This is a genomic window from Streptomyces sp. NPDC008121, from assembly GCF_042957155.1.
Classification (GTDB): Bacteria; Actinomycetota; Actinomycetes; order Streptomycetales; family Streptomycetaceae; genus Streptomyces.
The window spans coordinates 155976-174468 of record NZ_JBIBHT010000002.1; the positions used below are offsets into that span (position 1 = coordinate 155976).

The following is an 18493-nucleotide window of genomic DNA, read 5'->3' on the forward strand; positions in this document are numbered from 1 at the left end:
GGGTCAGGCCATTGACTACCCGTCGCGGCGCACGGCAGTCAAGCCGGGGGCCTTCGGCGGGCTCGTGGCCTGCGGCCGGGCTCCCCGGTCGGCGGGGAGCCCAGCGTACGTCCCGCGGGGTCTACCAGATCGCCTCGACCCACTCCGGGTGGTCGATGAACGGGTTCCGGTTGCCCTGGTACGTGGAGTACACGATGTCGTTGCGGCGCTCCTCGAAGGCGCTCGGCGGATCCTGCTCGTTCCACTGCTTCAGGACGGAGAGGCGGCCGTGGTAAGGCACGCTGCCGTTGGTGGTCGAGTCGTTGGGCTCCAGGTCGGCCCAGGCGTCGTCGCCTTCGTAACGGACGGCCATATAGAGGATCATGCGCGCGACGTCGCCCTTGTCGGCGTCGCGCGGCTCGAAGGAGTTGCTGTCGGTGTAGCTGCCGGAGGCGCCGCTGACCGGGCTGCCGCCCCGGTCGAAGTCCTTGTTGCCGCGGACGCCGTTGACCTGCACGTCAGCCGCCCGAAGGTGGTGCAGGTCGGTGCCGGGGCCGGCCGAGGTGCCGAAGCCGCCGTGCGACTGGGCCCAGACGTGCTCGCGGTTCCAGTCGCCCACGTCGCCGCCGTTGAGGGACTTGCTCCGTGAGGTGCCGCTGTACAGCAGGACGACGTTGGCGCTGTTGCGGGGGTCCTGGTCGGTGACCTTCAGCGCGTTCCAGACGGCGTCGTACGAGATCCTGGTCTGGCTGCTGATGATCGTGTGCAGCGAGCTCTTGAGGCTGGTCCCGGTCTTGCCGATCGCGTTCTTGTAGTACGTGCTGTCGTAGGCGGTGGTCGTGGCGCTCGCGGGGGTCGCGGTGACCGAAGGAAGGGTGAGGCCGACGAGGACAGCGGCTATGCCGGCCGTCCACGCCTTCCATCTGCCAATCTGCGCAACGGACATGGGGGGCCCTTTCCCGGGGACTGCACGCAGCGGAACGCCGTGCCGCGGGGACGGCACGGCGCTCTACGCGTGTTGACGTCGTGTCATCGGGAGAGTGGCACGGGGGCGGGGAATCGGGCGTAACGCGGAGAAGGCTTTTCCATGACGTTCTCGCATATACGGCCGCCGGCCCCGCCCGCCCCATGAGCGGGGCGGGGCGGGGCCGGCGGCTCCCCTTGCCGGGGCGGGTTCAGCGGACGCGCAGGGCCGTGACGGTGAAGCGTTCGACCTCGGCGACGTGGCCGCCCGTCGACGCGACGACGGTGAGCACCGAGTCGCGGGCTCCGGAGAAGGAGACCCGCGCGTTCCACGGCTGGTCGGTGCCGCCGCCGGGGGTGCAGCACGGCGAGGTGCCCAAGGGGGCTTCGGACGAGGGCTGCCGCACCTCGACGCGGATGCTCTCGTCCACGCCCGTGATCGTGCCGCCGACGTTCAGCGGGGAGCGCGCGAGCGCGCCGTACGCGGGCACGGTCAGGGAGAAGGTCGTGTCGTCGGTGCCGACGACCTCCCAGGGGGCGTCGGCACCGGTGCCGAACCGCACGAGGTGGATCACGGCCGCGGTGCCGCCCTCCGGGCCGCTGGGCGCGACGCCGATGTGGGCGTGGCGGCCGCTGACCGTACGCGAGGTGACCTTGTCGATATCCGCGAAGCCGAGGTAGTCCCAGGTGAAGCCCAGGGCGGTCGCCTCCGGGTCGCGGTGCCAGGGCTGGTGGCCGCCCGAGCGGTAGGAGCGTTCCCAGGCACGCGCCTGGGCCGGGGTGGCGAACGGCCACATCGGGTGGAGGCCCCGGGTGCCCGGCGGGGGCGTACCGCGCGGCGCGGGGACGGTGGGGCTCTTCGTGGCCGACGCGTCGGCGGACGAGGGGGCCGAGGGTGTCGCGGAGACGGACGGGGGTGGCGCGCTCTCGGAGTGCGCGCTGGGCGCGGGTGCGGCGGTCGTCGCTCTCGAGGCGCTGGGAGATGTCCCGCCGGAACCACCGCACGCGGTGAGCGACAGGCCCAGGGCGGCCGCCGAGGCGAAGAGTCGGAACGGGAGCGAGATGTTCATGAGTGCCCCAGAAGATGGTGGAACCGACCGTCGACCGGTCTGTCCGGCCATCGTGCCACCAGTCCGGCACCCACCACAGGGGTATGCCCGGATTGTCACTCGCGCTCGGTATCTTCCGCCGGCGCGGTGCGGAACGGGCCGCAAGGGTGAAGACACGCCCCGCACCCGTGTGGCACGCTGGCGGCCGTGATCATCCGAGTGAGCGAGGCGCGCGTCCGGCCCGAGCGTTTCGACGCGTTCCACCGCCTGATCGTCTCCGCGGTCCGCGAGTTCCCCGGCCGCTATGCGGGCCTGGTGGACCACGAGGTCCTGCTCGCGCCGCCCGACTCGCTGCTGTACGTCAGCCGTTGGCGCGGCGAGGAGGACCTGGTCGCCTACGCCGGCGAGGACTGGCGGGACCAGCCCGTGGTGCTGCCCGGGGAAGAGGAGTACCTCCTCGCACCGCTGCGGGTCCGGCACTTCACGCGCGACTCCCTGACCTGACTCCCCCGGACCTGACTCCCCCGGCTCGCGCGCCACATGGGCGGCCGGCCCGCCCGGCGGGCCGGCCTCGGTCTCGGCTGCCCGGCGGGCCGCGCGAGGGCTACGACGGTGTGGTGCCCGCCGCTCGCAGGGCTTCCACCGCCCGGGCGAGCCGGGCCTGCCGGCTCTTGGGCGTGACGGCCGTGAGCAGCGGCAGGATCACCTGGTAGCGGCCGGTCCTGTCGAGCGCCTCGAACGCCCGGCCGGCGTCCGGGTCGGCGGCGAGCGCCGCCGCGAGGTCAGGTGGCACCGTGGCCGCACGCTGCGAGGCGTACGCGGCCTCCCACCGGCCGTCCGCCCGGGCCTTGCGTACTTCCGCGAGGCCCGGTTCGCGCATCCGGCCGGCGGCGGTCAGCGCCTCGACCTTCTCGACGTTCACCTGGGACCAGAGGCTGCGGGGCCGGCGGGGCACGTACTTCTGCAGGTAGTGGCGCGTGTCGAGGGACCGGCGTTGACCGGAGATCCAGCCGTAGCACAGGCCGATGTCGACCAACTCGTCAGCGGTGACCGAGGGGATGCCCGAACTCCTCTTCGCCACCTTGATCCACACGCCCTCGTGGCGGCCGTGGTGCTCGGCGAGCCAGCCTTCGAACGCCGCTCCGTCCGCGCAGGCGATGATCTCCACCCCGTCGATGTGGTCCATCTCCTCAGGCTATCCCCGCGCCCTTCGCCGACTCGCCCGTGACCGGGCCCTCGGCGCGGGCGGTCGCCTCCGCAGCCGGTTTCCTCCGTCGTGTCATGCCGACTCCGACGAGGACCACGGCCATGCCGAGGGCGATGCGGAGGCCGAACGGTTCGTCGAGGACGAGCGCGCCGAGGCCGACGGAGACCACGGGCAGCAGATAGCCGACGGTGGCCGCGTCGGTGGCGCCCTCGTCCGCGATGATCCGGTAGGTGAGGTGGAAGGTGACGCCGGTGGCGAAGACTCCCAGGACCACCACCGCGACGAGGACGGTCAGGTCGATGCGCGGCGGTGTCAGGCCCCCGGCGGGCAGGCTCAGCGTGGTGAGCCCGGACGCGGCGAGGAGCTGGGCCGTAGAGAGGGAGAGGGTCGCGTACCCCCTGCCGACGAGGTGCCGTCCCATGTAGGCGAAGGCGAGGGCGTAACCGGCCGCTGCGGCGACGATGGCGAGGGCGCCCCCACTCACGATCCCGTCCTGCTGCCACGGGGCGAAGATGAGCACCACCCCGCCGAACCCGAGCAACAGCCCGACGAGGCGCACCGGGCGGACGCCGCGCTCCGTGCCGATGGCGATGCCGACGAGGAGGGACCACAGCGGGGTGGTCGCGTTGAGGACCCCCGCCACCCCGGAGTCGACGGTCCGCTGGCCGAGGCTGAACATCGCGAACGGGAAGGCGTTGCACCAGAAGGCGGCCACGAGGACCCTGCCCCAGACGGCGCGCTCCCGGGGGAGCCGCTGCCCGGTCTTCAGGCAGAGCACCAGGAGAGTGCCGGTGCCCAACACGCAGCGGGCGAGGGTGACCTGGACCGGGGAGAGGCCTGTCAGGGCCAGTTCGATCCAGAGGAAGGTGGACCCCCAGAGCAGGGCGAGCACCCCCATCCGGACCGTCGCCCACGTCCTGCCCGCACCGTTCACGTTCGCCTCCCGGGTTGCTGCCACGGGAAGGAACGATGCCGTCGACTACACGTAAGCACAATCAAAAGATTCTGCATCATGGTTAAGCTGGTCTACATGCTCGACGTGAGACGGATGCAGGTGCTGAGGGCGGTCGTCACCAGCGGATCGGTGACCGCGGCCGCGGCCCACCTGGGGTACACGCCCTCGGCGGTGAGCCAGCAGGTGGCGGCGCTGGAGAAGGAGGCCGGCATCGCCCTGCTCGAACGCGTGGGGCGGGGCGTGCGACCGACGGCGGCGGGCCGGCTCCTCGCGCAGCGCACGGCGGTCATCAGCGAGAGCCTCGCCGAGGCGGAGACGGCGCTGGCCGATCTGCGCGCCGGACGCACCGGCAGGCTCTCCGTCCGGTACTTCACCTCGGTCGGCCCCACGCTCGTCGCGTCGGCCCTGGCCAGGCTCCGCCGCGAGCACCCGGACGTACGGATCGACCTCCGGCTGATCGATCCCGAGGACCCGCTGGCGGAGGTGGAGCGGGGCGAGGCGGACCTGGCGATCGTCGTCAGGCCCCGGCACGGGGGCCAGGAGGGCGTCCGGCTGGTCCACCTCCTCGACGACGCCTACCTCGCCGCGCTCCCCGCCGGCCATCCGCTCGCCGCGCAGCGCGTCGTCGACCTCGCCGACCTCGCCGGGGAGCCGTGGATCGGCAGCGAACCGCCGGGGCCCTGTCTCGACGTGATGCTGGAGTCGTGCGCCGCGGCGGGTTTCGCCCCCGACTTCGTCGCGAGCAGCGAGGACTACGCCACCGCCCTCGGCTTCGTCGCCGCCGGCCTGGGCGTCGGGCTCGTCCCCCGCCTGGGGGCAGCCGGCCGCCGGACGGGCGTCGCGCTGCGCCGGGTCCGGCGCCCGGAACCGATCCGCACCATCCACGCGGCCGTCCGCGAGGGGACCTTGTCCCAACCGGCCCTGCGCGGACTGCTCGACGCGCTCGAGGAAGCCGCGCGGGACTCCGCACCGGCCGTGTCCTCCTCCGCGTCCGCTCGCCGTTGAGCGGGCCGGACGCCGTGGGAGCGCCGGGTTCGGGGGGCGCCCGGTCAGCAGTCGAACACCGACCAGCAGATGTCGTTGCGCAGCCTCTGGTCGTCGAGGACGAGTTCCCTGATCGCCTCCGGGAGCCGGTCGCGCTGCCACTGGCACTCGAGGCGTCCCGCGGCCTCGCTCTCGTCCTTCGGTGCCGCCGCCCGGACGGCCTTGATCGCGTAGGCGGCCGCGCCGAGTTCGTGCGCGGCGACGTGTGCGACGGCCCCGGCCTGGCCGGCTGCGTACGCGGCGTGCCGTGCGGCGCCCTGCAGAGGTCGCGCCGCCCCCATCGCATGGCCGCCCGCCGCACGGGCCCGCATCATCGTGACCTCGCCACGCACCCAGGCCCGGGCGTGCTCGATCGCCTCGCGCGGTCGGGGGTCCTCCGGCCGGACCGCTTCGAAGAGTCCCAGGACGTGTTCCGCACATGTGGCCGCCCAGAGAGCCAGGAGATGGTGATCGGCGTCGGTGAGGGTCCCGCCACGGCGGATTGTCACGAAGCGGGGATCCCGCACCTTCGGAAGGATCATGACGTGCCCTCACCTCCGCGCGTTTCGGGTGCGCCACCTTACGGCAGGCCGGGCGGCACCTCCCGGGCGAGGGGGGTGTGGTGAGCGGACCCACGGCCGGGCTGTGGTTGGCGGAGGCGCGCGGGGCGCGCGACGCCGTACCGTGGCTGGAGGGCTTCTGTGACGTGCGGGCCGAGGACGACGCCTGGATCACGTTCTGGGTCCGTGAACCCGCCGCGATCGGCCTCGGCGGGCTCGCACACGCCTCGTCCGCACGGTTCCAGCTCGGCCCGGAGACCCTGGAGGACTACCAGGAGCTGGGCTTTCCCGGCCTCGACCGGCCGCCCGTGGCGGAACTGGCCCTGCTCGCCTCCTCCGGGGCGCGGGAGAACCATCTGCTTCTCGGCCGCCTCGCGCTGTTCCTCGCGGAACGCTTCGACGCACTGATCGACTTCGGCGGCCTGCTGGGGTACGGCCATTCCCTCGACGACCTCCCCGCCGAGGAGGAGACCGTGCGCCTGGCCGAGGCCCGGCGTCTCGTCTCGACACTCCCGGGCCGCGTCCGGGAGGTGCCCTACACCACGTACGACGGCGGCCGCTGGTACACCCACGTGGGCGACCGCGCGTTCCTGTCCGCCTGGCTGGAGCATCCCGACTTTCACCTGCTCACCTAGGGCGTGGCGTCACCGTGACAGCGATAGGGATCGTCCGCGATGAAGCGGAGGTAACCGTCTTCGCCTGCTGAGGGGGCCAGTCGACGTTCGCCCCCATGGCGCCCCTTGGACCGGCCAGCCGCCAACGCGTCCATCCGGCGTGTCACACCTGGCAGGCTGGCTTCATGGACACGGAGGCGCTGAGCACAGATGACTACGAGTCGGTACACCGGGCGATCCGAGGTCTGGCGGCGCGGTACGGGAGCGTGACGCTCAACGCCATGATGGAGGCGTGGGAGGCGTTGGCACTCCCGGCGACCGCGGTTGATCGAAGGCGATCCCCTGCCGGAGCTGCCCAGGTCCTGGGCCCTGTGATACGCCTCAAGCGCCACCGGGCCGTGGGACCGAGATGCTCGGCCGGAGAGAAACCCGTACCGCCGCAGGCAGCCATGCCTTTCGCCTCAGGCGGGTGCAGCAGCTCCGCGGGCGGGGCCCGGACCGGGGTGAGCGATGAGGCCGGCAGCAGGGCCGGCCGGCTCCGGAAAAGCACGGCGGGACCGCCCCTTGTCCGGGGCGGTCCCGCCGCTCACAGGATCCGGTCGTCAGCCGATCTCGGCGCCGAAGGTCGCGAGCGCCTCGGTCACCGGCTGGAAGAACGTCTCTCCACCCGAGGAGCAGTCGCCGCTGCCGCCGGAGGTGAGGCCGATCGCCGTGTCGCCGGCGAAGAGCGAGCCGCCGCTGTCGCCGGGCTCGGCGCAGACCGAGGTCTGGATGAGGCCCTCGACGACGTCGCCGTTGCCGTAGTTCACGGTCGCGTCGAGGCCGGTGACCTCACCGTCGTGGACCTGGGTGGTCGAACCGCTGCGCTGCACCTGCATGCCGACCGTGGCGTCGCCCGCCTTGGTGATGGCCTGGGCGCTGCCGTTGTACAGGTTGACCTCGCTCGGGTGCGCGGTGTCGCCGCTGTACTTCACCAGCGCGAAGTCGTTGCCCGGGAACTGGGAGTCGACCATCGAGCCGATGGCCGCGCCGCCCGCCGAGTCCGACCACTCGCTGCCGGTCTCGCCGCAGTGTCCGGCGGTGATGAAGTGCGGCGCGCCGTCCTTCACCACGTTGAAGCCGAGGGAGCAACGGCCCCCGCCGGAGTGGATCGCGTCGCCGCCGGCGGCGAAGGGCTTGAACTCGCCTGCGGTGCGCTTGAGTTCGGCCTTGCCACCGAGGTTCTTCACGACCTCCTGGAGCTTGGTGAGCTTCGCGCCGGTGACCGTACGGTCGGCGGTGACGACGACCTTGTTGGTGACCGGGTCGGTGGCCCAGGCGGTGCCGGGGATGGCCGCCTTCTCGGTCAGCGCCTTCCGGGCTCCGGTCAGCTCGGCGAGGGTGTTCTCGACGACGCGGGCCTTGCCGCCCGCCTCGCGCACGGTCCGCGCGGCGTCCTCGGACACCACGTTCACCACCAGCGCCTTGGTGGCGGCGTCGTAGTAGGCGCCCGCCTCGTCCGTGCCGAGGTCCGCCTTGAGGGAGAGGGCGAGCGTGCCGGCGGCCGGCGCGCTGAGCGCCTTGACGGTGAACTGCTCCGTGGCGTCGGTGGCGTTCGCACTCTGGAACGAGATGCCCGCGATGACCAGTGCGGCGACCGCACCACCCGCGACGGCGGTCTTGCGCCTGGCTATGCGACGGTGCTTCAAAATGACCTCCTGTGGGGGGCCGTGCCCGGACGATGTGGGGTGTCCGGATACGGAGGATGACCCGTCGAACTATTCCGACGCGTCGCAGTCGCACACAAGACCGTCTCCCGTACGCACACCTGACAACACCCCTGCGTTCACAGGTCCTTCACGGACGCGGGCCGTTCGGGCCCGCGCTCGCCGCTCCGACGGCCGCCCCGCGCGGCGAAGCACCCGTCGATCCGCTGGGCGAGGCCGCCGATCGACAGCGCGAGATTCACTCCGACCCGCCCGAGGCGCCGGCCCGGGTCTCCGCCGCCCCTCGGAGATGCTCCGGCGCGCGGGGCCGGCCCGGTCGTGCCGACCGGAGCACGCCGCCGGTCCGTACGACCGCCCCTTGGCCGCTCTCGCGTGAGGTGCGCCACAGCGGGCCCCCGAGCTCCGAGCCTCCCGGCCCCGCTCCACGGTCGCGCGTGCGCCTCAATTCGGTTTCCGGCCGCCGTTGTCCGCGCGCCGTCCGCCCCTCCGGGCGGGCGCATGATCACGTTTCGTCCGCTCACGCCCCTCTTCCGCGCCCCCGGCCCCCTCTGGTAGACGTGGCGAAACCTGTTCGATTACGCCGAAAGCACCGCCATGAACCAGGGCTCCGATCCCGACCACGTCACCTTCACCATCGACCTCACCGCCGAGGAGGCGCGCCGGCGGGCCGAAGTCGTCGCGGCTCTGGGACCCGACTGGGACCCGGTGGCGGTGCTCCGGGGAGAAGAGGCGGCGCACGCCCTGCTCTACTCGGGTCTGGACGCCGAGCAGCGGCGGATCCACGCCATGCTGGTGGCGGCGGGCGTGCTGCCGGGAGAGGAGCCCGGCCGTGCGGCTGCCCATTGACCCCCACGCCGACCGGGCCCGCCGCGCCTGGGTCGCCTGTCCGGGGTGCGACGACGCCCGTGACTGCGCGACCTGCGCGGACCGCCGCAACTGTGCGGACCACTGGCGCTATCTGATCGCCAACAAGGGGCCGAGGGTCCATCTGCAGTGCCCGAACTGCACCCACACATGGACCCTCGACACCGCTCGCGAGCGCCGCCGCGACCGGGGCCCCCAGGGCTGACGCTCCCGGGGGCCGACGCTCAGCAGATCCGCGGCAGCTGCTCGCCGAGCGGCATGTCGACCACCCGCGTACCACCGAGGCCCGTACGCGCCACCACCATGCCCGGGTGCGCCTCGACGGCCTCCCCGATCACGGCCGCCCCGGCTCCCAGCGGATGGGCCCGCATCGCGGCGAGGACGGCGTCGGCGTGCTCACGCGGGACGAAGGCCACGAGCTTTCCCTCGTTCGCGACGTACATCGGGTCGAGGCCGAGCATCGCGCAGGCGCCGGCCACCGGGGCGGGGACGGGGACGGCCCGCTCCTGGACGACGACACCGGCTCCCGACGCGGCCGCGATCTCGTTGAGCGAGGCGGCGAGCCCCCCGCGCGTGGGGTCGCGGAGCACGTGCAGGTCCGGTGTGACGGCGAGCATCGCCTCCACCAGGCCGCCGAGCGGAGCGCAGTCGCTCTCGATCTCGACGCCGAACTCCAGTCCCTCGCGCACGCTCATGATCGCCACGCCGTGGACGCCGATGGGCCCGCTCACGATGACCACGTCGCCGGGGACGACGCGCTGCGGCCGGAGGTCGACACCGGGCGGGACGAGACCGATGCCGGAGGTGTTGATGTACACGCCGTCGCCGTGGCCGGCCTCCACCACCTTCGTGTCGCCCGTCGCCACCTCCACGCCCGCCGCGCGGGCCGCCGCGCCGAGCGCGTTCGCCACCCGGGTCACGACCTCGGTCTCCACCCCTTCCTCCAGAATGAACCCGCAGGACAGGTAGGCCGCGCGGGCGCCGCTCATGGCGAGGTCGTTGACGGTGCCGTTCACGGCCAGGTCGCCGATGCTGCCCCCGGGGAAGAAGAGGGGGCGGACGACGTAGGAGTCGGTGGAGAAGGCCAGCCGGGCGCCCCCGAGTTCGACGGTCGCCGCGTCGGTGGTGACCGAGAGCGCGGGTCCGCCGAAGGCGGGCGCGAAGATCTGCTCGACGAGTTCGGCGGAGAGGGCGCCGCCTCCGCCGTGACCCATCACCACGCGCGGCTGGTCCCGCAGGGGTGCCGGACAGGTCCAGGCGAGCATGTCGGGTGCCTGCTCCGCAGGCGTGACGCGGGTGAGCTCAGACAACGGAACTCCCCTCCAGGGCGGCGGACGTGGCCGGGGCCCGATCCGCGGACGGGGCCGGGGCCTGCCGCGCGGGGGATTTCTGCGCCGGGGCGCCGAGGTCGAGCCGCCGGTACAGGTAGTACGCGGCGCACGCCCCCTCGCTGGAGACCATGGTGGCGCCCAGCGGGGAGCGGGGCGTGCAGGTCGTGCCGAACGCCTCGCACTCGTGGGGCTTCAGCAGCCCCTGCAGGACCTCGCCGCTGCGGCACTCGGCCGGCTCGCGGGTGTCGATCCCCTCGACGGAGAACCGGTGCTCGGCGTCGTACGCCCGGTACCGCTCCGACAGCCGCCAGCCGCTGTCCGGGATGACGCCGATCCCGCGCCACGCGCGGTCGGTGACCTCGAAGACGTCGTCCAGCATCGCCTGCGCGGCCGGGTTCCCCTCGGGCGGCACCGCGCGCGGATAGGCGTTCTCGACGGTGTGCTCCCCCCGCTCCAGTTGGAGCACGGTCCGTCGCACGCCTTCGAGGATGTCCAGCGGCTCGAAACCGGTGACGACGATGGGCACCCGGTGCCGTGCGGCGAGGTCGGGGTACTCCGCCGTCCCCATCACACTGCACACGTGCCCTGCGGCGAGGAACCCCTGGACGCGGCAGTCCGGGGACCTCATGATCGCCTCGATCGCCGGGGGTACGCGTACGTGGGAGACGAGCAGGCTGAAGTTGCGGATGCCGAGCTTGCGCGCCTGGTGGACCGTCATGGCGTTGGGCGGCGCCGTCGTCTCGAAGCCGATGCCGAAGAAGACCACTTCGCGGTCGGGGTTCTGCTCGGCGATCCGCAGCGCGTCGAGCGGGGAGTAGACGACGCGTACGTCGCCGCCCTGTCCGCGGACCTGGAACAGGTCACGGCCGGTGCCGGGGACCCGCAGCATGTCCCCGAAGGAGCAGAAGATCACCCCGGGCCGGGAGGCGATCTCCAGCGCCTTGTCGATCACTTCCAGCGGCGTCACGCACACCGGGCAGCCCGGCCCGTGGATCAACTCCACCTCTGGCGGCAGCAGTTGGTCGATCCCGTGCCGGATGATGGTGTGGGTCTGACCGCCGCAGACCTCCATCAGCGCCCAGGGCCGGGTCACCGTCGCCCGGATCTCGTCGAGCAGCCGCCGGGCCAGCTCGGGGTCCTGGAACTCGTCGATGTACTTCACCGCCGCACCTCTCCGGCCACGCCCTCGGTCGGCGGCCGCTCGTCTCGCGTCACTTCGGCGGCCGATTCCCACGGGTCGCCGAACTCCTCCTGGAGCATGCCGAGGGTCTCGAACAGCTCCAGCGTCCTTCTGGCCGACTCCTCGTCGAGCCGCTGCAGGGCGAACCCGACGTGGACGATGGCGTACTCGCCGGGCTTCAGGTCCGGCAGGTACTCCAGGCACACCTCCTTGACCACGCCTCCGAAGTCGACCGTGGCCATCCGGGTGCCGTCCCGGTCCTCGACGTCCAGCACTTTTCCGGGTACCGCCAGGCACATGGGTGTCTCCTCACTGTCGCTCTCGTCGTGGCGTGCCGGGGACGGCCGCCCGGTCCGTGACACGGGCGGCCACGACGAGCTGGCCGAGCGCCAGACCGCCGTCGTTCGGCGGGATCCGGCGATGGCGCAGCACGGTGAAGCCGTCCTCGCGCAGACCGTGGGCGCAGGCGGAGGAGAGCACCGCGTTGGCGAAGACTCCCCCGCTCAGCGCGACCGTCTCCACACCGGTCTCGCTGCGGGCGGCGGCGCAGACGGTACGGACCAGTCGGGCCACCGCCCGGTGGAAGCGGGCCGCGACGACGGGTGCGGGGGCGCCGTCGAGCACGTCGTCGACCACCGCCGCCAGCAGGGGCGCGGGGTCGGCCGTGAGCGGATCGCCGGCCCGCCCCGGCTCCAGCCGGAAGGCATAGCGTTCGTCCTCCGCCACCGCCGGCGCCCGCAGCGCCGCCGCCTCCAGCTCGATCGCGGCCTGAGCCTCGTATCCGGCGTGGTGGCGGATGCCGGCGAGGGAGGAGACGGCGTCGAAGAGCCGGCCCATGCTGGACGTGGGCACGCAGTTCAGTCCGCGCTCCAACTGCTGCTGCAGCAAGGGAAGTTCATCGGGCGGGCAGGCGCGGGTGCACGGCAGTCCGGGGTCGGGAGCGATCCCCGCGGCCCGCAGATGGGAGAGCGCCATGCGGTAGGGGCGTCGTACGGCCGCGTCGCCGCCGGGCAGGGGGACGTAGGCGAGGTGCGCGAACCGCGCGAACCCGGCGTAGTCGGCGATGAGGAACTCCCCGCCCCACACGGCGCCGTCGAGACCGTGGCCGGTGCCGTCGAAGGCGACACCGATCACCGGCCGGGCGCCGTCGAGACCGTGCTCGGCCATGGCGGAGGCGATGTGCGCGTGGTGGTGCTGCACCGGGACGACGGGCCGCCCGGCCGCCTGCCGCCGGGCCCAGTCGGTGGAGCGGTAGCCGGGGTGGCGGTCCGCGGCCAGCAGCCCGGGGCGTACGCCCGTGACGGACTCCAGCTGCCGCTCGGCGATCACGAGGGCGAGCTGGGTGGAGAGGTCGTCCATGTCGCCGATGTGGGCGGAGAGCCATGCCCGGTGTCCCTCGCCGAGGCAGAAGGTGTTCTTCAGATCGCCTCCGACGGCGAGGGCGGGGGCGACCTCGACGGGCAGGGTGACGGGCAGCGGGGCGTAGCCGCGCGAGCGGCGCAGGGTCAGCTCCTCGCCGTCGCAGACGCGGACGACGGAGTCGTCGCAGGGGACGTGGATGGGGCGGTCGTGCAGCAGCCAGGCGTCCGCCAGACCGGCGAGCCTGGTCAGCGCCTCCGTGTCGTCCGTGACGATCGGTTCGCCCGAGAGGTTGCCGCTGGTCATGACCAGCAGTCGTGGCCCCTCCCGGTCCGGTGCGCCCAGGCCGAGGAGCAGATGGTGCACGGGGGTGTACGGGAGCATGAAGCCGAGGTCCGGGCTGCCCGGCGCCACCGCCGGGGCCGGGGCGGCCCCGGGGCGCGGTGCGGCATCGTCACGGCGCCGCAGCAGGACGACGGGGCGGGCGCTGCCGGAGAGGAGTTCGCGTTCGAGCGGGCCGAGGTGGACGAGGGGCTCCATGTCGGCGAGGTCGGCCGCCATCATCGCGAACGGCTTGTCGCCGCGCGCCTTGCGGCGGCGCAGTTCGGCCACCGCGTCGGCGTTCGTCGCGTCACAGGCCAGGTGGTAGCCCCCCAGGCCCTTGACGGCGAGGATCGCCCCGGCGGCCAGCATCCGGCGCGCGCCGGCGACGGGGTCGGGGTCGCGGTCGTCCGTGTCGGCCCCGGAAGCACGGCCCGAGTCCGCGTCAGCGTCGGGAGCGCTCTCCTGGTCGGCGTCCCGGCTGTCCGGGTTCCCCGGGAGCAGGCGGAGGCGGGGGCCGCAGTGGGGGCAGGCGACCGGCTGGGCGTGGAAGCGGCGGTCCGTCGGGTCGGCGTACTCCCGGGCGCAGTCCCCGCACATCGGGAAGCCGGCCATCGTGGTGTGGGCCCGGTCGTAGGGCAGGCCGGTGACGATGGTGAACCGTGGCCCGCAGTGGGTGCACGTGATGAACGGGTGCAGGTACCGCCGGTCGGCCGGGTCCGCGAGTTCCGCGAGGCAGTCGGCGCAGGTGGCCGTGTCCGGGGGGACGAGGGTGCGGACGGCGCCGCCCTGGAGGGAGGGCACGATGGTGAAGCCGCGGCCGCCGCTCGCGGCCACGTCGGCCGCCTCGACGGATTCCACCCGGGCCAGGGGCGGCGCGTCGGGAGCGAGGCGGGCGCAGAAGGCAGCCACGTCCGCCGGGGCGCCCTCCACCTCCGCGACGACGCCCTCCGCCGTGTTGGTGACGTGGCCCGACAGGCGCAGCCCGGTGGCGAGGGCGTGGACGTAGGGCCGAAAGCCCACACCCTGGACGACACCGCGGACGACCACGCGGCTGCGCCGCGGGGCCGTCTCGGTGGCGTCGGCGGGCCGCGCGGTGGTCACGCGCCGACCTGGGCCATCACCGGGCTGTGGACGGTGTTCCCCTCGGCGGCGGCCAGGGCCCGGTCGAGCAGGACGCCGGCGCCGCGGCCGTCGCGCACCGAGGTGAGGACGACCTCCACCCCGGGGTTGACCTGCTGGACGTGGGCACGGAAGGCCGGCTCGTCGAAGGCGGCGGCCTCGGCCATGTCGGTCTTCGTGACGATCACCAGCTGCGCGAGGCCGAAGGCCGTGGGGTACTTGAGGGGCTTGTCCTCCCCCTCGGTGACGGAGGCGAGCACGACCCGGAGGGACTCGCCGAGGTCGTAGCCGGCGGGGCAGACGAGGTTGCCGACGTTCTCGACGAAGAGCAGCCGGGTGTGTTCGGGCAGCCAGTCGTGCAGGTGCCGGGCGACCATGTCGGCCTCCAGGTGGCACAGGCCGTCGGTGAGGACCTGCTTGACCGGGACGCCCGCGCGGGCGAGCCGGAGGGCGTCGTTCTCCGTGGCCAGGTCGGCGGTGAGCGCGGCGACGCTGACGTCCCGCTCGCGGGCGAGGCGCAGTTCGCTCTCCAGCAGGGCGGTCTTGCCGCTTCCGGGGCTGGAGAGCAGGTTGACGACGGTGGTGCCGCGGGCGGTGAGTTCGGTACGGAGGATCTGCGCCGCGGCCTCGTTCTTGGCGAGGACGGCACGCTGGAGGTCGACGGCTCGGCACATGCTCAGCTCTCCTCGGGGATGGGGCGGCGATCGTGTGCGCGCGCCGTCGCGGGGTCGGCCCAGCGGACCTCGCGGATGCGGAGTTCGCGGCCGGAGACGAGCTCGTCGGCCGCGGCGCCGCAGCCGGGGCAGAGCAGCGTCGGCGGCATGCCGACCGCCCAGTCCTCGGCGCACGGGGCACAGCGCGCGGTGCCCGGGACGGTACGGGTGATCAGCTCGGCGCCCTCGACGACGGTTCCTGCGCAGGCGAGTTCGAAGCAGAAGGCGAGCGCGTCGCCGACGACGCCGGCCAGCTCGCCCACGTCCAGCCGGATGCTGGTGACACCGGAGGCTCCCCGGGACCGCGCGGCCGTCTCGACCTGGTCGACGACGGCCACCGCGACGGACATCTCGTGCATCGGTCTCCGTCCTGGGCGCGCGGGGGCTCTCGGGCGCCATTAGAGGACGGGCGGGCGGGTGCGGCCGGCCCGGCACGCCGGGCCGGGCGGTGGTGTCGTCCGTTCGGTGGAGCACTCGGGGCGGCCGGCCCGGGCGCCCGGCCCGCGAAGCGGCGTGCGGGCCGGGGTGTCCGTCGCCCGGGTGGTGGGGTCAGCGGGCCGGCGGGTTCTCGTGCGACCCGTGCGGGCCGCGAGGTCCTGCGCGGGACCCCGTTCCGTGTGGCACCCGCCCCGCGTCGGCGTCGCCGCCCCGTCGACGTCACGCTCTCCGTGACGCCGGCCGGTGTCGGCGGCGACGCTCCGTTCGGCTCTTCCGGCCGGACGGCGGGGCGGCCGCCCGGGTGCCCGGCCCGCGAAGCCGCGTGCGGGCCGGGGTGCCCATCGCCCGGGTGGTGGGGTCAGCGGGCCGCGAGCAGGACCGCGTCGCCCCAGGCGCCGTACGGAGTCCCCGACGCCCCGCACGTGCCCTCGACCTTCTCGGCGGTCAGCCGCAAGGTCTCCACTCCGGTCAGGTCGATCTCGATGCTCGCCGTGCCGGCCTTGGTGACCCGGACCGTGGTCCGGGTCTTCCCGTCGGCCACGACCACCATCTCGGCCGTGATGTCGTCCGGCGTGTGCGGCTGGAGCCCGGCCTTCGCGATGAGCGCCGAGAACCGGCCGTTCAACGCGTAGGTCACCCCCGCCGGTTCGCCCTCGCAGCCGACCCAGGCCCCGGTGGACCGGGGAAAGGCGTCGCCCGCCAGGACGGCGTCGATGTGCTGCCCGGAGGAGCCGCCCTCGCGGTCGGTCGGCGTGAGATCGAACAGCGGCATGCTGTTCACCACGGCATCGTGGCGCCACCGCACGGAGAGGTCCACGAGTCCGGCCTCGGGGGTGGCGTCGTTCACGAGGAGGTCGCCGGCCTGCAGGGACCATTCGGCCACGCCGAGGAAGTACAGGTAGCGGAGCGCCTTCACGGCCGCCAGCTGGTCCTGTGGCAGCCGCAGGCTGTCGGCGGACTGGTGGATGGCCCGTGACGGGTCCACGCCCCAGGCCTTGACGCCGGTCTCCAGCGACTGCGCCAGGCACTCGCGCAGACCGGAGAGTTCGGCCACGGTGCCGCTCGCGTCGGCGTTCGCCGTGCGGTCGGCGGCCGCCCACACCGACGAGGACGTCTTGCCGAGGCAGTCCACGTGGGCGAGGCCCAGGCTCTTGCCGCCGCCCAGCGGAATGTCACCGCCCGCGGCGAGGAACACCTCCGTCGTCAGCCACGCGGCGAGGGCGGCGGTGTCGCGCCGGGCCCACCCCTGGATGACACCGGCCTGCCGCGCGGGCCGGTCGAAGACGACGGTCGCCGAGCCGCCGCTGATCAGCGGGACACGGTTGCCGGCGCGGACCGCCCCGAACCGCTGGAAGACGCCGGAGACCCCGTCCGTCCACATCGAGGACCGCATGTCGGCGTACGGACGGTCGAAGACGACCGACACCGGATAGCCGCGGTTGTTGGCGATCTCCAGCACCAGCTGGTCGTCCCGCCCGTAGCCGCAGGCGAAGATCTGCGCGTTGTCGTCGGGCACGGTCGTCACGTCCTTGACCCACCCGGGGACCTTCGGCCGCCCCGAGCAGTCCGGCTTGGCTGCGCGGGTCCCGAACAGCCGTCCCGCCTGGTACTCGGCCCAGGAGGCCGCGCCGGCCACGTCGTCGGCGCGGTCGACGATCCAGGTCTTCCAGGAGAAGCCCTCCAGGGTCGCCGTCAGGACCCGCGCCTGTGCGTCGGCCTCGGTCTCGACCGGGTACCACCGCTTCGTCTCCGGGTCGTACGTGACGACCCGCGCCGTGGCCCCCTCGGGCACCGCCGACGGGTCGTACGGCATCGTCAGCGTCACGTCCCCGGACGGCGGCGCGTCCGCGTGCACGTCCCACACCGGTGCGGAGCGGGCGAGCGCGCCCAACTGCTCCACGGGCGCGCCCGACGCCTCGGCGACGGCCACGCGCATGCCGACGGGCAGCGCTCCGCCGGCCACCCGGACACCGAGCCCGCGCGGGCCCTTCAGCGTCAGCCCGTCCGCCGCGACGGTCCCGGACACGGCGGACGCCGACGCCGAGGCCGTGGCGGACGCGGGCTTGTCGCCCGATGTCCCGTCGCCGTCGGCTCCGTTGCCCGGCGAGCAGGCCGCGAGGGCCATGAGCAGACCGAGGACGAGCAGCCTCCGGGTCGTCGTCGACCCACCCCGTCCGCCCCGCGTCGCGGCGGACCTCTTTTCGTACGAGATTCCCGGCAAAGCCCCTCCTTCTGTCCCGAAGGCACGCACCTTGGCACGGAGCGCCGGAGTGGCGGGCGGTCTTGGCGGAATCGCAACACGGCCGGTTCCGGACGGCGCTCCCCTGTCGCCGCATCGGGTCCGGGCGAGCGGCCTCGGGGTGTCACATCCTGCTGATGCGCAGGTAGCGCCGGACGTCGGGCAGGACTCCCCGGACGACGGCGACGACCGCCAGTGCGGCCGTGCCCACGGCGGCGGCGGTGCCGACGACGTTCTTGTTCGTGTGCTTGTGCCTGTGCTTGGTCACGTTCTCTCCCTGGGGGCTTCAGAGGCTTCGGACAGCGGCTTCCTGGCGGACCAGTTCGGTCACCATGCGCACCGCCTCGGGTACCGCGGCGGCGACGCTCGGGCTGAGCCCGATGCCTTCGTCGAGGCAGGCCGGTTCGCAGCCGACGACGAGGATCCGCCGCGGCGGCGCCGCCCCGGTCCCCGCGCACAGCGTGTCGAGCAGGGCCAGGACGGCGTCGGGTGTCATGCGATGGCCGTCGAGCGGTGCGGGGTGCGGGTCGGCGCCGCGGTCCTCGGGCGCCGAGGCGTCGATCAGGTACAGCGTTCCCGGTTCGCCGCCGCGGGCGGTGACGTCGATGAGGACGAGGGTGTCCCAGCCGTCGAGGAGCTGGTAGGCGAGGTGGACGCCGCGGATGCCGACGTCGGCCACGTCGACGAGAGGGGGGAGTTCCTCGCGACCGAGGCGCCGTACGGTCTCGACGCCGAATCCGTCGTCGCCGAGGAAGATGTTGCCGACCCCGGCCACGAGCGTGCGGGCCGGACCGGGTGTGGCGGCGGCCTCCGGGGCGACTCCGGTCACGGGCGCCGCGGCTCCGGGCGCTGATGCACCGGCCGCGCGCT

21 protein-coding genes are annotated in these 18493 nt (G+C 73.6%); 5 read left to right on the forward strand and 16 right to left on the reverse strand.

Annotation, left to right across the window (positions count from 1 at the left end; translation table 11 throughout):
- Positions 1 to 121: 121 nt before the first annotated feature.
- Both ACFZBD_RS06350 and ACFZBD_RS06355 read right to left on the reverse strand, forming a co-directional pair.
- Positions 122 to 925, reverse strand: a complete 804-nt coding sequence (locus tag ACFZBD_RS06350) for an endonuclease (protein ID WP_391136394.1) — start codon at positions 923 to 925, stop codon at positions 122 to 124.
- A gap of 229 nt (positions 926 to 1154) precedes the next feature.
- The gene (locus ACFZBD_RS06355) at positions 1155 to 2012 is read right to left on the reverse strand and encodes a hypothetical protein (protein WP_391136397.1); all 858 of its coding nucleotides are present in this window, start codon (positions 2010 to 2012) and stop codon (positions 1155 to 1157) included.
- Positions 2013 to 2198: 186 nt separating this feature from the next.
- Here ACFZBD_RS06355 and ACFZBD_RS06360 point away from each other — a divergent pair, with 186 nt between their 5' ends.
- Complete coding sequence (locus tag ACFZBD_RS06360; RefSeq protein ID WP_391136401.1) at positions 2199 to 2495, forward strand: antibiotic biosynthesis monooxygenase; 297 nt, start codon at positions 2199 to 2201, stop codon at positions 2493 to 2495.
- Between the two features lie 100 nt (positions 2496 to 2595).
- Here ACFZBD_RS06360 and ACFZBD_RS06365 read toward each other — a convergent pair whose 3' ends face one another.
- Positions 2596 to 3177: a YdeI/OmpD-associated family protein gene (locus ACFZBD_RS06365; protein ID WP_391136404.1), complete on the reverse strand. Its 582-nt coding sequence runs from the start codon at positions 3175 to 3177 to the stop codon at positions 2596 to 2598.
- Positions 3178 to 3181: 4 nt separating this feature from the next.
- Positions 3182 to 4096, reverse strand: coding sequence for an EamA family transporter (locus ACFZBD_RS06370; RefSeq protein WP_391138491.1), 915 nt, complete (start codon positions 4094 to 4096; stop codon positions 3182 to 3184).
- 132 nt (positions 4097 to 4228) lie between these two features.
- On the opposite strand from ACFZBD_RS06370, the gene ACFZBD_RS06375 reads away from it, so the two are divergent.
- Positions 4229 to 5158, forward strand: a complete 930-nt coding sequence (locus ACFZBD_RS06375; RefSeq protein ID WP_391138493.1) for a LysR substrate-binding domain-containing protein — start codon at positions 4229 to 4231, stop codon at positions 5156 to 5158.
- Between the two features lie 44 nt (positions 5159 to 5202).
- On the opposite strand, the gene ACFZBD_RS06380 is transcribed toward ACFZBD_RS06375, so the two are convergent.
- Positions 5203 to 5718, reverse strand: a complete 516-nt coding sequence (locus tag ACFZBD_RS06380; protein WP_391136407.1) for a putative immunity protein — start codon at positions 5716 to 5718, stop codon at positions 5203 to 5205.
- Between the two features lie 80 nt (positions 5719 to 5798).
- Between ACFZBD_RS06380 and ACFZBD_RS06385 the strand changes: the two genes are divergently transcribed.
- The gene (locus tag ACFZBD_RS06385; protein ID WP_391136410.1) at positions 5799 to 6371 is read left to right on the forward strand and encodes a DUF6368 family protein; all 573 of its coding nucleotides are present in this window, start codon (positions 5799 to 5801) and stop codon (positions 6369 to 6371) included.
- Positions 6372 to 6952: 581 nt separating this feature from the next.
- Here ACFZBD_RS06385 and ACFZBD_RS06390 read toward each other — a convergent pair.
- Positions 6953 to 8038 carry an alpha-lytic protease prodomain-containing protein gene (locus tag ACFZBD_RS06390; protein WP_391136413.1) on the reverse strand — a complete coding sequence of 362 codons (1086 nt, stop codon included), beginning with the start codon at positions 8036 to 8038 and terminating at the stop codon, positions 6953 to 6955.
- Positions 8039 to 8175: 137 nt separating this feature from the next.
- Positions 8176 to 8298 (reverse strand): hypothetical protein, encoded by a 123-nt coding sequence (locus tag ACFZBD_RS06395; RefSeq protein ID WP_391136416.1) that lies wholly within the window; start codon positions 8296 to 8298, stop codon positions 8176 to 8178.
- Positions 8299 to 8650: 352 nt separating this feature from the next.
- On the opposite strand from ACFZBD_RS06395, the gene ACFZBD_RS06400 reads away from it, so the two are divergent.
- Entirely contained in the window at positions 8651 to 8902 is a 252-nt protein-coding gene (locus ACFZBD_RS06400; protein WP_391136418.1) for a DUF6400 family protein, read from the forward strand.
- Positions 8886 to 9125, forward strand: coding sequence for a hypothetical protein (locus ACFZBD_RS06405; RefSeq protein ID WP_391136421.1), 240 nt, complete (start codon positions 8886 to 8888; stop codon positions 9123 to 9125). Before ACFZBD_RS06400 ends, ACFZBD_RS06405 begins: the two co-directional genes overlap by 17 nt.
- 19 nt (positions 9126 to 9144) lie before the next feature.
- Here the strand turns inward: ACFZBD_RS06405 and hypE are convergent, their stop codons facing one another.
- From hypE to ACFZBD_RS06450, 9 genes are all read right to left on the reverse strand, one after another.
- Positions 9145 to 10185, reverse strand: a complete 1041-nt coding sequence (gene hypE, locus ACFZBD_RS06410; protein WP_391138495.1) for a hydrogenase expression/formation protein HypE — start codon at positions 10183 to 10185, stop codon at positions 9145 to 9147.
- 37 nt (positions 10186 to 10222) lie between these two features.
- On the reverse strand, positions 10223 to 11413 hold the full coding sequence (hypD, locus tag ACFZBD_RS06415; RefSeq protein WP_391136424.1) for a hydrogenase formation protein HypD: 1191 nt from the start codon (positions 11411 to 11413) through the stop codon (positions 10223 to 10225).
- A complete protein-coding gene (locus ACFZBD_RS06420; protein ID WP_391136427.1) occupies positions 11410 to 11730 on the reverse strand; it encodes a HypC/HybG/HupF family hydrogenase formation chaperone in 321 nt (106 codons plus the stop codon). Before ACFZBD_RS06420 ends, hypD begins: the two co-directional genes overlap by 4 nt.
- A 10-nt stretch (positions 11731 to 11740) precedes the next feature.
- Positions 11741 to 14215: a carbamoyltransferase HypF gene (gene hypF / locus ACFZBD_RS06425; protein ID WP_391136430.1), complete on the reverse strand. Its 2475-nt coding sequence runs from the start codon at positions 14213 to 14215 to the stop codon at positions 11741 to 11743.
- A complete protein-coding gene (hypB, locus tag ACFZBD_RS06430; protein WP_391136433.1) occupies positions 14212 to 14907 on the reverse strand; it encodes a hydrogenase nickel incorporation protein HypB in 696 nt (231 codons plus the stop codon). The genes hypF and hypB overlap by 4 nt, the downstream gene beginning before the upstream one ends.
- Positions 14908 to 14909: 2 nt before the next feature.
- Positions 14910 to 15305 carry a hydrogenase/urease maturation nickel metallochaperone HypA gene (locus ACFZBD_RS06435; RefSeq protein WP_391136436.1) on the reverse strand — a complete coding sequence of 132 codons (396 nt, stop codon included), beginning with the start codon at positions 15303 to 15305 and terminating at the stop codon, positions 14910 to 14912.
- A gap of 437 nt (positions 15306 to 15742) precedes the next feature.
- Positions 15743 to 17605, reverse strand: a complete 1863-nt coding sequence (locus ACFZBD_RS06440) for an NPCBM/NEW2 domain-containing protein (protein ID WP_391136439.1) — start codon at positions 17603 to 17605, stop codon at positions 15743 to 15745.
- A gap of 142 nt (positions 17606 to 17747) precedes the next feature.
- Entirely contained in the window at positions 17748 to 17891 is a 144-nt protein-coding gene (locus tag ACFZBD_RS06445) for a DUF6893 family small protein (protein WP_391136442.1), read from the reverse strand.
- Positions 17892 to 17909: 18 nt separating this feature from the next.
- On the reverse strand, positions 17910 to 18452 hold the full coding sequence (locus ACFZBD_RS06450; RefSeq protein ID WP_391136445.1) for a hydrogenase maturation protease: 543 nt from the start codon (positions 18450 to 18452) through the stop codon (positions 17910 to 17912).
- Positions 18453 to 18493 lie beyond the last annotated feature (41 nt).

What these genes read in the sequence shown, in the direction of transcription:
- ACFZBD_RS06350 (WP_391136394.1), bottom strand. Translation starts at nt 925, where the DNA reads ATGTCCGTTGCGCAGATTGGCAGATGGAAGGCGTGGACGGCCGGCATA.
- ACFZBD_RS06355 (WP_391136397.1), bottom strand. Translation starts at nt 2,012, where the DNA reads ATGAACATCTCGCTCCCGTTCCGACTCTTCGCCTCGGCGGCCGCCCTG.
- ACFZBD_RS06365 (WP_391136404.1), bottom strand. Translation starts at nt 3,177, where the DNA reads ATGGACCACATCGACGGGGTGGAGATCATCGCCTGCGCGGACGGAGCG.
- ACFZBD_RS06370 (WP_391138491.1), bottom strand. Translation starts at nt 4,096, where the DNA reads ATGGGGGTGCTCGCCCTGCTCTGGGGGTCCACCTTCCTCTGGATCGAA.
- ACFZBD_RS06375 (WP_391138493.1), top strand. Translation starts at nt 4,229, where the DNA reads ATGCTCGACGTGAGACGGATGCAGGTGCTGAGGGCGGTCGTCACCAGC.
- ACFZBD_RS06380 (WP_391136407.1), bottom strand. Translation starts at nt 5,718, where the DNA reads ATGATCCTTCCGAAGGTGCGGGATCCCCGCTTCGTGACAATCCGCCGT.
- ACFZBD_RS06400 (WP_391136418.1), top strand. Translation starts at nt 8,651, where the DNA reads ATGAACCAGGGCTCCGATCCCGACCACGTCACCTTCACCATCGACCTC.
- hypE (WP_391138495.1), bottom strand. Translation starts at nt 10,185, where the DNA reads ATGCTCGCCTGGACCTGTCCGGCACCCCTGCGGGACCAGCCGCGCGTG.
- ACFZBD_RS06420 (WP_391136427.1), bottom strand. Translation starts at nt 11,730, where the DNA reads ATGTGCCTGGCGGTACCCGGAAAAGTGCTGGACGTCGAGGACCGGGAC.
- hypB (WP_391136433.1), bottom strand. Translation starts at nt 14,907, where the DNA reads ATGTGCCGAGCCGTCGACCTCCAGCGTGCCGTCCTCGCCAAGAACGAG.
- ACFZBD_RS06435 (WP_391136436.1), bottom strand. Translation starts at nt 15,305, where the DNA reads ATGCACGAGATGTCCGTCGCGGTGGCCGTCGTCGACCAGGTCGAGACG.